This is a genomic window from Salipaludibacillus aurantiacus (assembly GCF_900111295.1).
GTDB lineage: Bacteria > Bacillota > Bacilli > Bacillales > Salisediminibacteriaceae > Salipaludibacillus > Salipaludibacillus aurantiacus.
Map to the genome: position 1 here is coordinate 326159 of NZ_FOGT01000001.1, position 18859 is coordinate 345017.

The 18859-nt window shown below is 41.1% G+C and carries 18 protein-coding genes and 1 tRNA gene; 2 read left to right on the plus strand and 17 right to left on the minus strand.

What is annotated here, in order from left to right:
• Positions 1 to 10: 10 nt before the first annotated feature.
• Positions 11 to 1648 carry an acyl-CoA mutase large subunit family protein gene (locus tag BMW59_RS01635; RefSeq protein WP_093047264.1) on the minus strand — a complete coding sequence of 546 codons (1638 nt, stop codon included), beginning with the start codon at positions 1646 to 1648 and terminating at the stop codon, positions 11 to 13.
• 423 nt (positions 1649 to 2071) lie between these two features.
• Between BMW59_RS01635 and prli42 the strand changes: the two genes are divergently transcribed.
• Positions 2072 to 2161, plus strand: coding sequence for a stressosome-associated protein Prli42 (gene prli42, locus BMW59_RS21470; RefSeq protein ID WP_177174149.1), 90 nt, complete (start codon positions 2072 to 2074; stop codon positions 2159 to 2161).
• A gap of 89 nt (positions 2162 to 2250) precedes the next feature.
• On the opposite strand, the gene BMW59_RS01640 is transcribed toward prli42, so the two are convergent.
• The 15 genes from BMW59_RS01640 to BMW59_RS01710 form a co-directional block, all read right to left on the minus strand.
• Positions 2251 to 2769, minus strand: coding sequence for a L,D-transpeptidase (locus BMW59_RS01640; protein WP_093047265.1), 519 nt, complete (start codon positions 2767 to 2769; stop codon positions 2251 to 2253).
• A 53-nt stretch (positions 2770 to 2822) separates the two neighbouring features.
• Positions 2823 to 3791, minus strand: coding sequence for an aromatic acid exporter family protein (locus tag BMW59_RS01645; RefSeq protein WP_093047266.1), 969 nt, complete (start codon positions 3789 to 3791; stop codon positions 2823 to 2825).
• Between the two features lie 188 nt (positions 3792 to 3979).
• Positions 3980 to 4054 (minus strand) — tRNA-Arg (locus BMW59_RS01650).
• Between the two features lie 85 nt (positions 4055 to 4139).
• Positions 4140 to 4490, minus strand: coding sequence for a hypothetical protein (locus BMW59_RS01655; protein ID WP_093047267.1), 351 nt, complete (start codon positions 4488 to 4490; stop codon positions 4140 to 4142).
• A 119-nt stretch (positions 4491 to 4609) separates the two neighbouring features.
• On the minus strand, positions 4610 to 5023 hold the full coding sequence (locus tag BMW59_RS01660) for a BrxA/BrxB family bacilliredoxin (protein ID WP_093047347.1): 414 nt from the start codon (positions 5021 to 5023) through the stop codon (positions 4610 to 4612).
• A 215-nt stretch (positions 5024 to 5238) separates the two neighbouring features.
• Positions 5239 to 6402, minus strand: coding sequence for a metal ABC transporter solute-binding protein, Zn/Mn family (locus BMW59_RS01665; protein ID WP_093047268.1), 1164 nt, complete (start codon positions 6400 to 6402; stop codon positions 5239 to 5241).
• Between the two features lie 104 nt (positions 6403 to 6506).
• On the minus strand, positions 6507 to 6956 hold the full coding sequence (locus tag BMW59_RS01670) for a hypothetical protein (protein ID WP_093047269.1): 450 nt from the start codon (positions 6954 to 6956) through the stop codon (positions 6507 to 6509).
• Positions 6957 to 7107: 151 nt separating this feature from the next.
• Positions 7108 to 8427: a dihydrolipoamide acetyltransferase family protein gene (locus BMW59_RS01675; protein ID WP_093047270.1), complete on the minus strand. Its 1320-nt coding sequence runs from the start codon at positions 8425 to 8427 to the stop codon at positions 7108 to 7110.
• 58 nt (positions 8428 to 8485) lie between these two features.
• Positions 8486 to 9469, minus strand: coding sequence for an alpha-ketoacid dehydrogenase subunit beta (locus tag BMW59_RS01680; RefSeq protein WP_093047271.1), 984 nt, complete (start codon positions 9467 to 9469; stop codon positions 8486 to 8488).
• 4 nt (positions 9470 to 9473) lie between these two features.
• Positions 9474 to 10469: a thiamine pyrophosphate-dependent dehydrogenase E1 component subunit alpha gene (locus tag BMW59_RS01685; protein WP_093047272.1), complete on the minus strand. Its 996-nt coding sequence runs from the start codon at positions 10467 to 10469 to the stop codon at positions 9474 to 9476.
• 51 nt (positions 10470 to 10520) lie between these two features.
• Positions 10521 to 11948 (minus strand): dihydrolipoyl dehydrogenase, encoded by a 1428-nt coding sequence (lpdA, locus tag BMW59_RS01690; protein WP_093047273.1) that lies wholly within the window; start codon positions 11946 to 11948, stop codon positions 10521 to 10523.
• A gap of 37 nt (positions 11949 to 11985) precedes the next feature.
• Positions 11986 to 13071, minus strand: a complete 1086-nt coding sequence (gene buk / locus BMW59_RS01695; RefSeq protein ID WP_093047274.1) for a butyrate kinase — start codon at positions 13069 to 13071, stop codon at positions 11986 to 11988.
• A 72-nt stretch (positions 13072 to 13143) separates the two neighbouring features.
• The gene (gene bcd / locus BMW59_RS01700) at positions 13144 to 14241 is read right to left on the minus strand and encodes a branched-chain amino acid dehydrogenase (RefSeq protein ID WP_093047275.1); all 1098 of its coding nucleotides are present in this window, start codon (positions 14239 to 14241) and stop codon (positions 13144 to 13146) included.
• Between the two features lie 26 nt (positions 14242 to 14267).
• Positions 14268 to 15170, minus strand: a complete 903-nt coding sequence (locus BMW59_RS01705) for a bifunctional enoyl-CoA hydratase/phosphate acetyltransferase (RefSeq protein WP_093047276.1) — start codon at positions 15168 to 15170, stop codon at positions 14268 to 14270.
• Positions 15171 to 15340: 170 nt separating this feature from the next.
• Positions 15341 to 17401, minus strand: a complete 2061-nt coding sequence (locus BMW59_RS01710) for a sigma 54-interacting transcriptional regulator (protein WP_093047348.1) — start codon at positions 17399 to 17401, stop codon at positions 15341 to 15343.
• A 204-nt stretch (positions 17402 to 17605) separates the two neighbouring features.
• Here BMW59_RS01710 and BMW59_RS01715 point away from each other — a divergent pair, with 204 nt between their 5' ends.
• A complete protein-coding gene (locus BMW59_RS01715; RefSeq protein WP_093047277.1) occupies positions 17606 to 17854 on the plus strand; it encodes a DUF2627 domain-containing protein in 249 nt (82 codons plus the stop codon).
• Between the two features lie 51 nt (positions 17855 to 17905).
• On the opposite strand, the gene spo0A is transcribed toward BMW59_RS01715, so the two are convergent.
• Entirely contained in the window at positions 17906 to 18700 is a 795-nt protein-coding gene (gene spo0A, locus BMW59_RS01720) for a sporulation transcription factor Spo0A (protein WP_093047278.1), read from the minus strand.
• Positions 18701 to 18859: the final 159 nt, after the last annotated feature.

The following is an 18859-nucleotide window of genomic DNA, read 5'->3' on the forward strand; positions in this document are numbered from 1 at the left end:
CTCCAGCTCTCTAATATTCTCCAAATACATCCCGTAAACTGTGGCAAATCTCACCGACTGTGGCATACGCTTTTACTGCCTCTATGATCGGATACATAAGATTCCCATTGTCTTGTGCTGTGTGCTTTAACTTTTCCAGGACAGTGTGTACATAATCTTCATCTCTTTCAGAACGTATTTGTTTCAGCCGGTCTTTTTGCGCCTCTACGAATGCTTCATCCACTTTTAACAAATCCGGAGCTTGTTCTTCCCCCACCTGAAATTTATTTACGCCCACTACGATGTCTTCTTCGTTTTCAAGCCTTTTTTGGGAATCGTAAGCTGCTCGCCTGATCTCCCGCTGCATATATTGTTTTTCAACCGCAGATACCGCTCCGCCCATCTCATCAATTTGAGACATATACTTCTGAGCCTGCTCTTCAAGCTGATCTGTCAGTGACTCTACATAATAAGAGCCTCCGAGCGGATCGACTGTATCAGCAACACCAGTTTCGTGCGCGATAATCTGCTGGGTTCTTAAAGCAATTCGCGCTGAATCTTCGGTTGGCAGCGATAACGCTTCATCTTTTGCATTCGTATGAAGACTCTGTGTGCCACCCATTACAGCAGCTAATGCTTGCAGAGCGACTCTTACGACATTGTTTTCGGGCTGCTGGGCTGTCAGTGTTGAACCGGCTACTTGTGTGTGGAAACGAAGCTGCCAGCTTTTCGGATTGTTTGCCTTAAAACGCTCTTTCATTATTTTTGCCCACATACGTCTTGCTGCACGGAATTTTGCCACTTCTTCAAAAAATTCATTATGTCCATTAAAGAAGAAGGCAAGCCTCGGTGCGAACCGGTCTACATCCAGACCGGCTTCAAGCGCAGCTTCTACATAGGCGACTGCGTTCGATAACGTGAAAGCCAGCTCCTGAACGGCTGTAGAGCCTGCTTCTCTAATGTGATACCCGCTGATACTGATCGTATTAAAAGAAGGGGCGTGTTCCGAGCAATAGGCAAATATATCTGTTATTATCCGCATGGAAGGTTTAGGCGGGAAAATATATGTCCCTCTCGCAATATATTCTTTTAATATATCGTTTTGAATCGTTCCCCTGATTTGCTCTTGAGGCACTCCCTGTTTTTCGGCTACAGCAATGTACATGGCAAGTAAAACAGCAGCAGGGGCATTAATCGTCATAGAGGTGCTTACTTTATCCAGAGAAATGCCGTCAAAAAGAATTTCCATATCTTCGAGCGTATCTATAGCTACTCCTACTTTGCCGACTTCCCCTAAAGCCATTGCGTCATCTGAGTCGTAACCGATCTGTGTCGGCAAATCAAAAGCAACTGATAAACCCGTTTGCCCCTGTTCAAGCAGGTATCTGAACCTTTCGTTTGTTTCCTTTGCTGAACCGAACCCGGCATACTGCCTCATTGTCCAGTGTTTACCCCTGTACATGGTGCTTCTGATGCCTCGCGTATAAGGGTATTCTCCGGGAAAACCTGATGATTTTATGTAAGCGTTGTCAATTTTCTCTGGAAAATAAGCCCTTTCGACAGGGATTGACGAAGACGTTTTAAAGCTTTCTTTTCTTTCCGGACGTTTACTTAATTCTCCCTCTACTTTTTTCTTCCATTTGTCATAAGCTTGGTCATTTTCGTTCATACCGTCATCTCCTCCCGCTTTATCTTCATTAATTAACTAGTATGAATTTGGTTAAATTACAAAATGATCTGAATATAATATACCATACCATATCTTTCTTACCCATAGAAGGAATTCCTTTTTTTCTCCAGTTCTTAAAAACTGTCTATTTTTCTTCCATTCAGGAAGACTCTGTTACTACAGTCCGCTGCTTATATAAATGAGATCCACAGTGTTACAGAAACTCCTATGGTAAAGCGCTTCAGGCGGGTCATCTGATGGAGAGTACTTCCGAAAAAGACTCGCAAAATTGTTCTTAGCGAGGCACGTTAGAGGATGAAGGGATATCTGCATAAAAGTTTACAAGCACTTTTTAAAAGAGTTGAAAAGCATGCAAAAACACTTTAAAATAGAGTTAGAGAATTGCAGGAGGAGGGAAAAAACATGCCCCGTAAATTTCGTAAAGCCATCGTTTATATGATGATCGTTATTATGTTTTTAGGAACAGTCTTAACAGGAGTCGCATATTTTTAATAGCTTCTCTCCCTAAACTTTTATTACTCACAAATTTTATTTATAGAGCGTGTCAAAGGGCAGCCCAAATCGGGCTGCCCTTTAAGCTTCTAATTATCGTTATTTGCAATTGCTCCGTATTTTCTTCCGAGTTCGTCAAATGACTCCCCGGTGGAGGTAACGAGAATTTTGGTCCCCAGTGGTATTTCGTCATACAATACTTCTACATCAGAATTCTTAAGCCTGATACATCCTTCTGTAATATTATAACCGATCGATTCAGGCCTGTTTGTTCCATGCATGCCATATATCCGGCCGTCAGTATCAGCTGCATCAAAACCCATCCATCTTGTGCCAAGGGGGTTTTCTTTATCTCCGCCTTTGATATCCAACTTACGGTAATATGGATTAATTGCTTTGACAATGATATTATACTCGCCTTCAGGTGTCTCCTCCCCGTTTTTCCCTGTGGCTATCTTAAAAGTCTGTTTTACTTCTCCTTCATTAATATAGGCCATCTCATTCACAGAAGTATTCACAATGACATAAGGATCACCCGGCAAAGGGTTGTCTCCGAGAGGCCATACAGGAGATACTATCGAAAGTATTGAGAGAAATAATGCGATCATCCCCGACCACCCCGTTCTTTTTCTTTAGAGTGTGTTTATAAGGGGGAGCTTATTCAGCGAAACACTTTATATTCTTTTTTCGGTTTAAATTGGTGTTTTATCGCAAGATACTGCTCAAGTTCACGGACTAGATGAGCAAGGGCGGACCTGGCTTCAAACTCCTCACGTGTAGCCGGCAATGGCATATTTTTATAAGAATCCTTTAACTTATCAAGTTTATTGATATATATATGTGCTGTGTTACTGGAATGGACACCTTCTCCCAGTTCCTCCAGAAAATCCGCAAGCATGTCAGCCTGCTCCACATGATGTTCAATGGAGGTAAGGAGGGGCATCATCCTTTCGATAATATCCAGCTGTTTTTCACGCATCTTAAAGTAATGGTAATAAACATCTTCATATCGTAAAATGTGGTTTTCCAGATTTAATAAAGCCTGGTTTTTGGACTTTACGAGTAAAGAAGCTGCCTTCGTAATTTCTTTCCCGTCCCAATTATTGTCACCTTTACGGATATAGCCGGCAAATTCCTTAAATATAATTGAAAAATAACTTTCAAGTTCTGCCTGCATATGCTCGAGCTGGTCCTCTTTGCTCGGCATATACATGTTTACTATTAAAGCTATACCAATTCCTATAATAATTAAAGCGAGTTCATTAATAATAAGGGCCAGGCTCAAATCAGCAACAGTGTAAATATGGAAATTGATAACTGAGCTGGTGACTATCCCTCCCTGTATATTTAACGCAAGCGTAGTAGGAATAAATAAAAGGAGTAAAACGATAATAGACAGAGGGTGATAACCGATAAACTCAAAAACCAGTACCGCGTAAACCATTCCAATTATGCAGGCTAAAAAGCGCGCCCAGGAATCCTGGACCGATTTTCTCTTTGTCTTCTGGACACAAAGAATGGCAATAATTCCTGCAGAAGCAAAGAAATCAAGTTCAAGCGCTTGTGCAATAAAGGTTGCAATAGCAGCTCCTATAGCTGTTTTTAATGTTCTGTACCCAATTTTGAACATAAAAGTTCACCTGTTTCCAACAATAGTATGTTTCTTATCGTACCATAATTCTGTGAAATAATGATCAATTCGCTTCAGTAACATTTAGCAGCAGCTACTGAAATGAAACTTTCCATCACCAATTAAACAACAGAGCCTTAAAACAAAAAAATCTTCAGCAGTAAGCTGAAGATTACTATGTATAATTATGGCGCGCCTGCCAGGATTCGAACCCGGAACGCGAGAGCCGAAATCTCGTATGATATCCATTTCACCACAGGCGCAAAGAAAAGGCGGAACGTTTCATCCGCACTATAGGAGTATAACAATCCCCGAACAAAAAATCAATACTTATATTAAAAATCTTTTTTATTCTGTTTCATCTTCAAACATTTTTTCAAAACGTTCGTTCATCTGGTCTTTATTATATCCCATTTCAGCCAGTCGGGCAGCAAAATTCTGAGCCCATAAAGTAAGTCTTTGTGCCATTCTGGAATATTTTTTCGCTTTATTTCCTTTTTCCTCTTTTGAACGCCCTTCTGCGTTAGACATAACGTTCTCAGAAATAAATAAAGCTTTCCATACATCTTCTTCTTCAAACTGGTCTGCCTGTTCGTTAAAATATTTTAATACCTTTTTGTAATATTTTTCAAATTCATCAAAAGGAATTTCTTCGTCCATATTTAAATAAACATGAATTTGTTTATAAAGTTCGTTCACAACTCTTTCCCCCTATTATATTTATAGTAAAACTTATGTACATAAATAATGACAAACTGCATTATAGCATAAAGAAGAGGAGGCTTCCACCGCCTCCCCCCTTAATTTATTAACTCTTTTTATTTGAAGTGCGTATCGAAACCTTCTTCAAGTCTTTTAACCACTTCAATTGGCTCATGTCCTTCAATTTCGTGGCGTTCAAGCATCATTTTAATTTCGCCGTCCTTTAATAAGGCAAATGAAGGAGACGATGGCGCATAACCGGTAAAGTAAGAACGCGCTTTTTCAGTCGCTTCTTTATCCTGGCCTGCAAAGACAGTGACGTATTGGTCAGCCTGGACTTCATAGTTTTTCATATAAGCTGCAGAAGGCCTTGCTATTCCACCAGCGCACCCGCAGACTGAATTCACGAGCACGAGAGCTGTTCCCGGCTTGTTGAAAACTTCCTCTACTTCTTCAGGGGTAGTCAGCTGTTGATAACCAGCTTCAACCATATCGTTACGCGCAGCTTGCACTACATCATTCATAAACATTTGGAATTCCACAAAAAGACACCCTTTCTGATTAGACTGTAATTCTATTTTACAACTTATACAGCTTGTTTACCAATATAAACTATTAGGAAAACCTGGCTTACCGTAAAGTTTTGGCCGTGTCATTGAAATTATATCTTCTTTAAACCCCGTCTTTATGTATAAAAAAAGGCGGTCAAAAAGGCAAATCGCCTTTTTAACCGCCTGAGCACCTCTTAATGCAGCGCAGTTTCAAGAACCTCTATATTTTGCCTCATGAGACTGAAATAATCTTCCTCATTCTCAATATCCTCTTCTGTTAAAGCCTCCAGGTTATGAAGCCATAAATCTTCGGCATCTGCTTCTTCTCGCACTGTCTCAGCAATGTTAGTAGGGATATTCTGCTCAAACATCACATAATTAATATCGTTCTCTTCCATAAGAGCGATCACTTCCTGAATTTGCTGAATGGATGGCTCATTTGTAGGTGAAATACCTGCAATTCCGAGTTGGTTAATGCCATACCGATCTTCCCAGTACCCGTATCCTGCATGGGATACAATAATAGTATCTTTTGTTTTATTATCTGCCATTTCCATGAATTCTTCATCCAATGTTTCTAATTCTGCTTTTAAATCTTCAAAATTTGCGGTAAATTCTTCTTCTCCATCCGGGCGCGCCTCAATAAGCGCGTTCTTTATGTTTTCCGCTAATTCGATTGACCGAATTGGATCGAGCCAAACGTGAGGGTCCTCATCTCCGTAATCATGATCGTGATCATGACCGTGATCATCATTATGGTCATGGTTGTCGTCATTATCTTCATGACCGTGATCATCATTATGGTCATGGTTATGGTCATTGGCTTCATGACCGTGATCATCGTTATGGTCATGGTTATGGTCATTGGCTTCATGACCGTGATCATCGTTATGGTCATGGTTGTCGTCATTGGCTTCATGACCGTGATCATGGTGATAATCAATCAGATCAATTCCATCTGTTGCTTTAACTATTTCCACATCATGTGATTCTACAGTGTCTTTAATACTCTCCGCGAAACCTTCGAACCCCGCGCCGTTATAAATAAATAATTCTGCTTCTGCTACTTCAATCATCTGATTTGCAGTCGGTTCAAAAGTATGGACATCTGCCCCTACAGGAACCATATTGTCTACTTCTACTAATTCCCCGCCAATTCGATTAACAAAGTCTTCGATTGGATAAAGAGTGGTCATAATATGAACGGGTTCAATATCCTCCGCTTCAGTCTCAGCATTATTGTTGCCGTCAGATTCATTTCCCAGATTAACTTCTTCGTTGGTATTCTCGCCGCAAGCAGCTAAAAATGTACTTCCAGCCAGCATTAATGAAAAAGTAATTGATAACTTTTTAAACATAGCTATCTCCTTTCGTAACAATTACGTTTTATAAGTACAAAAGGGATTATAGCTTAATTTTTTTGTTTTGTAAACCAAAATCATTTCGATTAAGGTGAAAATCCTTAAGATTTTTTTAACGCTTCTTTCATCTCTTCGTTCCAGGTTTTTTTTACAGCAAGTAAATGATATAAGCTAATTTTTATTTTAGACGTTTCTCTTTCTTTAACGGACTGAAGAAACCGTTCCTGTGCAAGCTGATGATGTTCATACCACTCATCTGGAATGCTGTCGCATAAGTTGGTCCGTTTTTCTTTATTAAATTCTTTAAGCTTTTTAGTGAGTGCTTCCCTCTCTCTTCCCACTTCTTTCCACTCTTCCATTAAATCCGGTCTGTGTTTTTCAAATAGAAGTTCATAATAATAATTAAAGTGAGGCTTTAACGTAGACGTTTCATACATCACTTCACCGGTGAGGGCATTACTATTCTCATTATAATCTGTGTAGTCCGAATCGCCGCACGGAAATCCCGATGCTGTTTGGACCGCTAATAAAAATACGAGCAGTATAGACATTAGTTATATACCTCCTTTAATAGTTATTATGAACACCTTTTCTAAAAACATGAAAAAAACCGGCCCACAATACAGGGCCGGAAAATTAAAACTAATGTCATGCTGCAATCCAGGCAGCTGACTTCATGATTTTATTTATAGACTGTCTGACTTAGTATATGGATACCGTCTTATCATTCATGTTTTCCAATGAGTGTTTAATATGATTCATAAACTTGCCGCAAATAAGGCCGTCCAGCACTCTGTGGTCGAGTGACATACACAGATTTACCATATGTCTTACCGCAATCGCATCGTTTTCAAGAACAACCGGGCGCTTAACAATCGATTCAACAGATAAAATGGCCGCCTGAGGCGTGTTAATAATCGGCTGGGACTGTATAGACCCAAAAGACCCGGTGTTATTGAGTGTAAAGGTCCCTCCCTGCATATCTTCCTGCTTTAAAGAGTTTGATCTGACTTTACGGGAAATATCATTTAATTCCCTGGCGAGGCCTTTAATGTTTTTCTCATCCGCATGCTTTATGACCGGTACAAACAATTCTTCCTCTGAGGCCACGGCCATCGATAAATGGACATCTTTATACCGTATAATTTTATCCCCGTCCCATTTAGCGTTCACTTGCGGGTACTTTTTTAGTGCATCGATTGCAGCTTTCATAAAGAAAGGCAGGAAAGTCAATTTAATACCCTCGTTATTCTGAAATTCATTTTTCACCTTTTCCCGGAAACGGACGAGGTCAGTGACATCTACTTCAATCATCATCCAGGCGTGCGGAGCTTCATGCTTGGATTTAACCATATTCTGTGCAATGGCTTTTCTTACACCGCTTACCGGGACTTCCTCTGCTCTTCCGCTCGTTGTGCCCCCGGCAGGTTTGCTTACGTCTGTTACCTCCTGATCCCGGCCGTTTAACGGCATGTCCGCAGGTTTCGCTTCCTTAACTGCATCAGGCGCTTTTTGAGAAGCAGAACCGGTATCTTTGCCAGGCACATCGCCGCTTTCAATAATTGCCATTAGATCTTTACGGGTAATGCGTCCACCCCGCCCTGAGCCTTCCACCTGGTTAAGATCGATATTATTTTCCTGCGCAAGCCGGAGCACAGCCGGTGAATAACGTTTTTTTGCGGAAGCATCTGAAGATGAGCTTTCCGGCTGCCCGCTGTCAGTTGATTCAGCTTGCTGAGCAGCAGGAGAGCCAGTCTCCTCTTTACTCTCCACAGCCTCACCGCCTTCTATGTTCATCGTACAAATGACTTCTCCCACTTCTATTGTCTGGTCTTCTTCAGCAATCAATTCATTAATTGTTCCTGTATATGAAGATGGGACTTCGGCATTTACTTTATCCGTCATTACTTCTGCAATAGGATCGTACTTATTAACCTGGTCTCCAGGAGCAACAAGCCATTTTGTAATCGTTCCTTCAGTAACACTTTCGCCTAATTGAGGCATCGTAATTTCTGTAGCCATCCAATTATCCTCCTTCAGTGTATAGTCCGGGCTTTGTATAAATCACTTGAAAAACAGTTTAAAATTCTGCGATGTTCCGCATTGCTTCCTCTACTTTATCTGCATTTACCATAAACCGTTTTTCCATTGGCGGAGCATAAGGCATAGCTGGAACATCCGGACCTGCAAGCCTTTGAACCGGCGAATCCAGATCAAATAAACAATGTTCGGCAATGATAGCCGCTACTTCACTCATGATACTTCCTTCTTTGTTATCCTCTGTAACAAGAAGAACTTTCCCAGTTTTCTTAGCAGCATCGATAATCGCTTCTTTATCAAGAGGATAGACTGTCCTTAAGTCAAGAATATGGGCGTTATACCCTTCTTTTTCAAGGTTCTCAGCAGCTTGCAGGGCAAAGTGGACACAAAGGCCGTATGTGATCACAGTGATGTCTTCTCCTTCACGTTTCACTTCGGCTTTTCCAATAGGAAGAGTATAATCCTCTTCAGGGACCTCGCCTTTAATCAGACGGTAGGCACGTTTATGTTCAAAAAATAACACGGGATCATTTGACCTGATTGCTGCTTTAAGAAGCCCTTTAGCATCGTACGGCGTAGAAGGCATGACAATTTTTAATCCCGGTATATTGGCGAAGAGGGCTTCCACAGACTGGGAATGGTATAAAGCCCCATGGACGCCTCCTCCGTAAGGAGCACGGATGGTAATAGGACATATCCAGTCGTTGTTTGAACGGTAACGTATTTTAGCTGCTTCAGAGACAATCTGATTAACTGCAGGCATAATAAAATCAGCAAACTGCATTTCTGCCACAGGACGCATACCATACATGGCAGCTCCAATACCGACACCGGCAATAGCGGATTCTGCTAATGGAGTATCAATGACACGTTCTTCCCCGAACTGTTCGTATAGTCCGTCAGTGGCACGGAAAACGCCCCCACGTTTCCCTACATCTTCTCCAAGTACAAATACATCTTCATCACGTTCCATTTCTTCTCTCATTGCACGAGTAATGGATTCAATATATGACATAACAGGCATACGATCACTCCTCTCCGTAAACATAATCCATTAAGGATTCTGCTTCTGCGTATGGTGCTTTTTCTGCGTAATCTGTTGCTTCATCAATTTCCCGACGGAGTCTTGCCCGGATTTCTTCCTCTTTCTCATCCGATAAAACACCTGTTTCCTTTAAATAAGAACCAAACGTATGAATGGAATCTATCTTTTTGGCTGCTTCAACTTCTTCTTTAGCCCGGTAAACACTGTCATCATCGTCACTTGAATGCGGAGTCAGACGGTAGGATACTGTTTCAATTAATGAAGGGCCTTCTCCATTTAACGCTCTCTCTCTAGCTTTGGAAATTGCTTCATATACAGCAAGAGGGTCATTTCCATCAACAGACTCGCCGTGAATTCCATAACCGGCCGCTCTGTCTGATACGTTCTCAATATTTAATTGTTTATCAAGAGGCACAGAAATCGCGTATTTGTTATTTTCACACATAAAAATTACAGGCAGGTCATGTACACTTGCAAAGTTAATTCCTTCATGGAAGTCTCCCTGGTTGGAAGAACCTTCACCGAAAGTAGTAAAAGCGACAAAGTCTTCTTTTTTCATTTTCGCTGCAAGTCCAAAACCTACTGCGTGAGGGACTTGGGTAGTAACTGGTGATGAGCCGGTCACAATTCTGTTTTTTCTTTGTCCAAAATGGCCTGGCATTTGGCGCCCTCCGGAATTAGGATCTTCTTTTTTGGCGAATCCTGAAAGCATCAAATCTTTAGGTGTCATTCCAAATTGGAGGACTACTCCCATATCCCTGTAATAAGGAAGGACATAATCTTTTTCATTGTTAAGAGCCATAGCAGCCCCAACTTGAGCAGCTTCCTGCCCCTGGCAGGAAATAACAAACGCTATTTTGCCCGCCCGGTTCAGCAGCCACATTCTTTCATCAATCATTCGTGCTAAAAGCATTGTTTCATACATTTTCAGCACATCATCATCTGTGAGACCTATCGTATGATGACGAAGTTCACTCATAGTAATACCTCCTTATTAACCTATCATTATTCTTAATTCAGGATAATCAGCTTACCCGCCGTGTATCTCTTTTCCATCTACCGCTAAAGCAGCTTCGCCTATTGCTTCTGACAAGCTCGGGTGCGGGTGGATGGTCTGGCCTACCTCCCAATGGGCAGCATCAAGGACTCTTGCCAGAGCTGCCTCGGAGATCATATCGGTCACATGCGGTCCAATCATATGAACTCCCAATAGATCGTCTGTATCTGCATCAGAAACAAATTTCACAAAACCGCTTGTATCACCGTAAACTAACGCTTTTCCAATAGCTTTGAATGAAAACTTGCCTGTTTTTACACGATACCCTTTCTCTTTGGCAGCTTTTTCAGTCAAGCCTACACTTGCCGCTTCAGGAGATGAGTAAGTACATTTTGAAACCATTTCCTCCTCAACTGGATGTGCTTCTACCCCTGCCATATGCTCGACTGCAGCGATTCCTTCATGAGAAGCAACATGAGCCAGCTGAAGGCCTCCGATCACATCTCCAATAGCATAAATATGGGATTCTTTAGTCTGGTAATTTTTGTTGACAGTTATGACATCATTTTTCACTTGAATGTCAGTATTTTCCAGTCCAATATCGGTAATGTTTGCTGCTCTTCCGACTGATACAAGGGCCTTTTCTGAACTGGCCTGGACTGATTCCCCTTTATGTTCAAAGGTTACTTGAACCTGATTGCCTTCTTTTTTAACCTGGTCGGAAAGCACTTTGGCACCAGTGATAACTTTAACACCTTTTTTCTTCATTGCACGCTGCATTTCTTTTGAGACTTCCTCATCTTCAAGAGGCAGAATACGATCCAGATATTCCAGAACGGTTACTTTAACTCCAAAATCTGCAAACATGGAGGCCCATTCTATTCCAATGACTCCTCCACCGATGATTGTGATAGATTCAGGGAGCTTTTCCAGCCTCAATGCCCCGTCTGAGGAAAGGATGTGATCTTCATCTATTTCCAGGCCAGGGAGAGATTTAGGTCTGCTGCCTGTAGCAATTAAAACGTTTTTAGGTACTAACATATCATTTTCCGTACCGTCGCTCCGTTCTACCGATATAGTACCCGAGGTCGGTGAAAAAATTGATGGGCCCAATATACGGCCAAATCCCTCATACACATCGATTTTCCCTTTCTTCATAAGGTGCTGAACACCTTTATAAAGCTGATCAACTATTCTGGATTTTCTTTCCTGAACTTTTTCAAAGTTCAAAGCGGTTTTCTCCGCGGTGACACCAAATTCTTCTGCCTGTTTGACAGTTTTATACACTTCAGCACTTCTGAGTAAAGCTTTACTCGGAATACATCCCTGATGTAAACACGTGCCTCCAAGTTTTCCTTTCTCGACTACAGCCACACTTAAGCCAAGTTGGGAAGCCCTGATAGCAGCCACATAACCACCTGTACCAGCTCCTAATATGACCAGATCATATTCTTTAGCCATAAGAAATCCCTCCTGCCGTAAAGCTTGATTTTCTACCTTAGTTTACTTTATAAATTTTTGCTTCCTCTTCACCGTGCAAAACTCTTAATGCTCCCTCTGCGAGTGCCTGCATTTCGTTTTCTCCCGGCTTAATAATGACGTTTGACATCCATTTTACACGAGAGACGATTTTCTGGACAAATTCTTTTCCATAAGCTAAACCGCCTGTTAAAATAATCGCATCTATTTCTCCGCCCAGAACAGCCCCGTGACTGCCTATTTCTTTAGCAACCTGATAGGCCATGGCTTCATAAACCAATTCAGCTTTTTCATCCCCTTTGGCAATCCGGTTTTCCACTTCCACAGCATCATTGGTTCCAAGATGCCCGACAAGTCCGCCTTGGCCAACCATCTTTTTCATAACCTCATCTGCATAATACTCTCCGGAAAAACAGAGCGACACAAGGTCTCCCGCAGGGACAGTTCCAGCTCTTTCAGGAGAGAAAGGTCCTTCGCCATGCAGCCCGTTATTTACGTCAATCACTCTCCCCGCTTTGTGAGAGCCGACCGTAATTCCTCCCCCCATATGTACGACAATTAAATTCAGTTGCTCATAGGGTTTTCCAAGCTCAGAGGCTACTTTCCGCGCAACTGCTTTCTGGTTTAGAGCATGAAAAATACTTTTTCTTTCAAAATCAGCAAAACCCGACACTTTGGCTACCGGATCCATTTCATCCACGACCACAGGGTCTACTATATAGGCTTCAATATTTAACTGGTCAGCAATTTCATAGGCGATGATGCCTCCCAGGTTTGAAGCATGCTGCCCTGAATAACCGGCGCGCAGATCTTCAAGCATGGCATCATTCACACGATAAGTCCCGCCGGCGATAGGCCGAAGTAATCCCCCCCGGCCTACCACTGCTGAAAGTTTTGACAGATTAATTCCGCTCTGGTCCAAGGTTTCCAGAATCATTTCTTTTCGAAACATATACTGAGCAATAATAGAATCGAAAGCGCCTAATGTTTCCCGGTCATGCCTGATCGTTTCAATCATGACTTCTTTATCGTTATCAAAAACTCCTATTTTTGTAGAAGTGGATCCGGGATTTATGGATAATATTCTAAACTCCTGATGTTCCACTCTGCTTCCCTCCAAATTCAATAAAACCGTTGCTTAACCTGCTCCTGTTTTAAAAAAGAGGGTTAAGGCCTATTATCTTCCACGGCTTAAAATACTCATTTCGTTAGTTAAAAATTGTCTGCGCGATTTTCTCATAGTTTCAATTCTTTCTTCTGCCATACGATTGGCTGCAAGATAAGATGGAATATTATCGCGCTTGGAAATATCAAAAATTTTCGTAATGCTGTCATAAATAGTCTCTACCTTTTTCATTGCGCGATCCCTGTTATAACCGATAAGTTCGTCAGCTACATTAATGACTCCTCCTGAATTGATGACATAATCAGGCGCATAGATTATACCTTTTTCCTGCACTATATCTCCATGGCGGCTTTCTTTCAACTGATTATTTGCTGCTCCTGCAATAACCTTTGCTTTTAACTGTGGAATTGTTTCATCATTAATTGTCGCTCCTAAAGCACATGGGGAATAAATATCACAGTCTGTACTGTAGATATCATTAATATCGACAGCCTCTGCCCCGAATTCTTCAACTGCGCTCTGAACAGCTTCTCTATTAATATCTGTTACAATTAACTTGGCTCCTTCTTCATGCAAATGGCGGCATAAGTTATAAGCGACATTGCCGACTCCTTGGACTGCGACAGTTTTCCCTTCAAGAGAGTCATCTCCAAAGGCTTCTTTTGCAGCGGCTTTCATTCCTACATATACCCCATAAGCGGTAACAGGGGAAGGATTTCCAGAGGAGCCAAAGGCAGGTGAGATCCCGGTAACATAATCAGTTTCGGAATAAACTAAATCCATATCTTCCACTGTTGTCCCAACATCTTCTGCTGTGATGTAACGGCCGTTTAACCCTTGAATAAAACGTCCGAATGCCCTGAACATTGCTTCGTTTTTATCTTTTCGGGGATCACCGATAATAACCGTCTTTCCCCCGCCCAGGTTTAGTCCGGCCGCCGCATTTTTGTATGTCATGCCTTTAGCAAGTCTTAATGCATCTTCAAATGCTTCCTCTTCATTGTTGTACGTCCACATCCGGGTGCCCCCGAGTGCCGGCCCCAAAGTTGTATCATGGATTGCAATAATAGCCTTTAACCCGGATTCTTTATCCTGGCATACTACTGTCTGCTCGTAATCATATTTCTCCATATACTTAAATAATTCCATGATTTTTTCCCCCTAAAAAATTTAAATTATTTTGTAGTACTTAAAGCCATTGCCATTGAAAATAATTTACTGTCTGCAGAATCTGAGCGCGATGTTAATACAATAGGCGCTTTTGCCCCTACAATCATTCCTCCTACCACTGCTTGCCCAAAATAAGTCAAAGACTTATAAAGAACATTTCCTGTTTCTATCCCGGGCACAAGAAGGATATCTGCATTCCCGGCAACTTCTGACGTAATCCCTTTCTGGCTGGATGCAGTCCTTGAAACAGCGTTATCGAAACCTAACGGGCCATCCACCTCACAGCCCTTTATTTGGTTTCTGCGGTTCATCTGTGTCAATGCCGCTCCATCCACTGTAGCCTGCATCGCAGGATTAACTGTTTCTACAGCGGCAATGACAGCGACTTTCGGTTTATCTACTCCCATTTTGTTCACTGCATAAACTGCATTGTCAATAATCTGAACTTTCTCCTTTAAATCGGGTGTAATATTCATGGCGGCATCGGTAATAAACAAAAGTCTGTCTCTGCCGGGCAATGAAAAGCCCGCCAGATGAGAGAGTATTTTTCCGGTTCTTAAGCCATTTTCTTTGTTTAGGACAGCCTTTAAAAGTATTGAGGTTGAAACCATCCCTTTCATTAGCACGCGCGCTTTATCCTGTTTTACAATTTCCACTGCTGTTAGGGCTGATTCTTTATCACTGTCAGTGTTAACGAATGATACACGGGTATCATCCCTAAACGTAAAGGAAGCTTCGTTAAGCGCCTTTTCCATTTCACTTTCCGGCCCGGTAAAAATAAAGGAGGCCAGGTTTTTTTCCAGTGCCTTTTCTGCGGATTCAAACACAGTAGGGTCTGTTGCATGGGCAACTGCTATCGTTTGTGGTTCCTGGTTTTTTATTTTATGGAATAATGTGTTTAGATCCATGATGCTCCACCTTTCTTAATTTCCAATGGCTCCGCTCTATAATTAATGCAAGAAAGATGCCAAGTTAAAAAAATAAAGTTAACGCTTTCATGCCGGCATTCCCCCTCCGCATAACCTTGCACATCTTTGCACACTTTGCATTATTTTGCATGCAAAACCATTCGCGGTTGTTAAATATTGTATCTTTCAAGTTTGTAGTACAAGCTGCGTATAGAAACACCCAGCATTTTAGCAGTTTTTGTTTTATTGCCATTATTTATATCTAACGCCTCCAGTAAAAAATGCTTTTCCTGCTCATCCATAAGTTCCTGTAACGTTTTCTCTCCATTTAACTGCACACTGGACTCCCTGTATGGTTCTTCCTCGTGAGCTGGCTTATTTAAAACAGGAAGGTGGCCAACTTTGATTTCCTTTTCTGTATAAGGCATATGAATCATCGCCATCCCGAGGATATTTTCTAATTCCCTGACGTTCCCCGGCCAAGGATAATTTTCAAGTTCTTTTAATGCAGCATCAGAAACCTTTATTACATTTCGGCCATAATCCTGATTTAATTTTGAAATAATGTGGAGAGATAATGCCGGCAGATCGCCTTTCCTTTCTCTTAAAGGCGGAATATAAATCGGCATACGGTTTAATCGGTAATACAGGTCAGACCGAAATTCTTTTTCTTCTATTTTTTTCTCTATATCTACGTTAGTAGCAGCAATGACCCTCACATCTACAGGGATAGCTGCAGTTCCTCCTACCCGGACAATTTCATGTTCCTGAAGAACCCTTAACAATTTAGCCTGCATTTGCGGTGATAATTCACCAATCTCATCCAGAAAAATACTTCCTTTGTCCGCTTCTTCAAAAAGGCCTTTTTTACCCCCACGCTTAGCTCCTGAAAAAGCGCCTTCTTCATACCCAAACAATTCGCTCTCAAGCAGAGATTCAGAAACTGCTGCACAGTTTACCCGGATAAATTTATTGTACTTTCGGTTACTCTCATTATGTATGGCGTGGGCAAACAGTTCTTTACCTGTGCCTGATTCACCCCTTAAAAGAATAGTAGCCGGAGTAACGGCCGCTACTTTCGCCTGTTCAATCGCAAACGTTAATTCTTCTGAAGCGCCTAAAATATCTTCAAACCGGTACTTTGCTTCCAATGTACGGATAATCTGTTTAGCTTTTTCAAGTTCATTAGTCAGTGCCTCCATTTCAGACATATCATGAACGACTCCGACACTCCCTTTCAAATGCCCATCAACTATAACTGGTGCTACATTGACAATGACATCTTTACGATAGGGTCCCACTTTCATTTTGACCCCGCGGACTGGTGTTTTTGTTTCCAAAACCTGCAAGTGCATACTTTCCCCTTCAGAAATATCGGTAGTAGCCGGCTTTCCGATAACCTCTTCTTTTTTAAGACCTGTAAGCCTCGTATATGCGGGGTTTATTAACAAACCTTTTCCCGTTTCATCCACCACAGATATGGCATCATCTGACGAATTAATAATTGCTTCAAGCATAGTCTGTATACTTTTTAAATTAGTTACTTCTTCAGCCATATTTACTATTTCCGTAATGTCTTTAAAAATAGCCAAAGCTCCTATAACTTCATTTTCTCCCATCATAGGTACCCGTGTAGTAATAATTTTATGCTGGTTCGATATGACCTGCCGGCGGTTTCGTTCCACTTTTTTCGTCCTTAAAACTCTTGGAAGACGACTTGTAGGCATCACGTCCGTTATTTTCTTACCCATGACGTCTTTATAATTCAGGCCAGTCATTTCTTCAGCACGCTTATTAATTAAAGTAATCTTTTCCTCTTTATCAATAGCAATCATTCCATCATGAGTAGAATTAACAATATTATCGAGCTTTTTGTTGTGATTTTTAACTTCATCAATCAAGAGCTCTTTCTCTTCCATTAAAAAGAACATAATGGACGCTACAGAACTTGGAATTACAGTGACAGGTTCGTTTAAAAAAAAGCCCTTTATTTCTTCATACAGCTTTTCATCTCCAGTCACTTCTATAATGACATCGATTGAATGTAATTCAGAAACAGCTGTCTGCCAATCATTAAATACTGGGATGCCCTTTTCTTTTCCTCTAATAATACCTTTGCTGCCAGGATTCTTGTCCACCACACCGGTCACTGCGAGCTGGTCAGTAGCTGATAAAACTTCCAGTAACGAGGCCCCACCTTCTCCAGCGCCAATGATCAATACTTTTTTCATCATTCATGCCCGCCTTTTTATGGATATATATCATTACCCTGCAATAATTTTCATACCTGCCTTTAACTATACACTTTTTTAAAATAAATTAAAGGAAACAGTGAGGTTTTTTCACATCACATTATGCACGTACCAATTCTGCTCGACTGAAAAAGCAATATAGTATAGAATAAAGGAGAGTTTCACTAAGAAAGGAATGGACCTATGACTGTTCAGCGTTTTATAGCCCTTGTCATTTTACTTATTCCGGTTTTCGTAGCCGGTTACGGCATCAAGCTTATGAGAGACACTCTATTTCAAATATTAAACAGTCCCTACCCTTCATACTATTTGCAATTTTTAGCAGGGATAATCTCTTTGGTGATCGGCGTATGGTTTATTGGAGGGTTTATTTTACACAGAGACCGGAAAAATAATAAAGTAGCCCCTAAATTCCAGAAAAATCCAAAATAAAAAAGAGCTGTCTTTTGTCAGATATACTGACAAAAGGCAGCTTTATTATTTTCAGCTTACTTTATGTTCAATCCTTAACTTATCGGCAACCATCGCGATAAATTCAGAATTGGTCGGTTTTGCTTTAGATACATTCACTGTATAACCGAACATCTTGGAGATTGACTCTATGTTGCCTCTGCTCCATGCTACTTCGATCGCATGACGAATAGCACGCTCCACACGGCTTGCAGTGGTATTAAACTTCTTTGCAATATCAGGGTAAAGCACTTTTGTAATGGATCCGAGCAGTTCTATATCATTATAAACCATCGTAATAGCTTCTCTTAAGTACATATATCCTTTAATATGCGCCGGCACACCGATTTCATGGATAATGCTCGTAATACTCGCATCCAGGTTCATCGGTTTATTTTCACGCCTCATATCCGCCGCTGAAGCTGCAGGGCGCTGAATATAGGAATTGCTCTGGTTTCCTGAAACTTCTCTTATTTTATTCATTAAAGTATCCATATCAAAAGGTTTTAAAATGTAATAAGACGCACCCAGATCTACAGCTTTCTTAGTCACATCTTCCTGTCCGAAAGCGGTCAGCATGATGATATTAGGCCGTTTATTTAATTGCATACCATTGAGTTTTTCCAAAACTGCCAGCCCGTCTAAATGAGGCATAATAATATCAAGAATTAAAACGTCAGGCTCTGTGTCCTCTATTAAATTTAAACATTCCTGGCCATTATAAGCCCTTCCTGCGACTTCCATATCCTCTTGAGAAAGAATATAATCCTCAAGTAAATTGACTAATTCACGGTTGTCGTCGGCCACACAAACTTTAACTTTTTTCACACTAAGTTCCTCCCCGAAATTATGGTTTAAATAACTTTATATTCCTTATTCGACAACACCTCATGAAATCCTTTTAATTATTTGAATTTTTCAAGTTAATCTTTAGTTTACTCTTATTTATTCACATATACTCCTAAATTCGAGTCTAATCGCTATTAA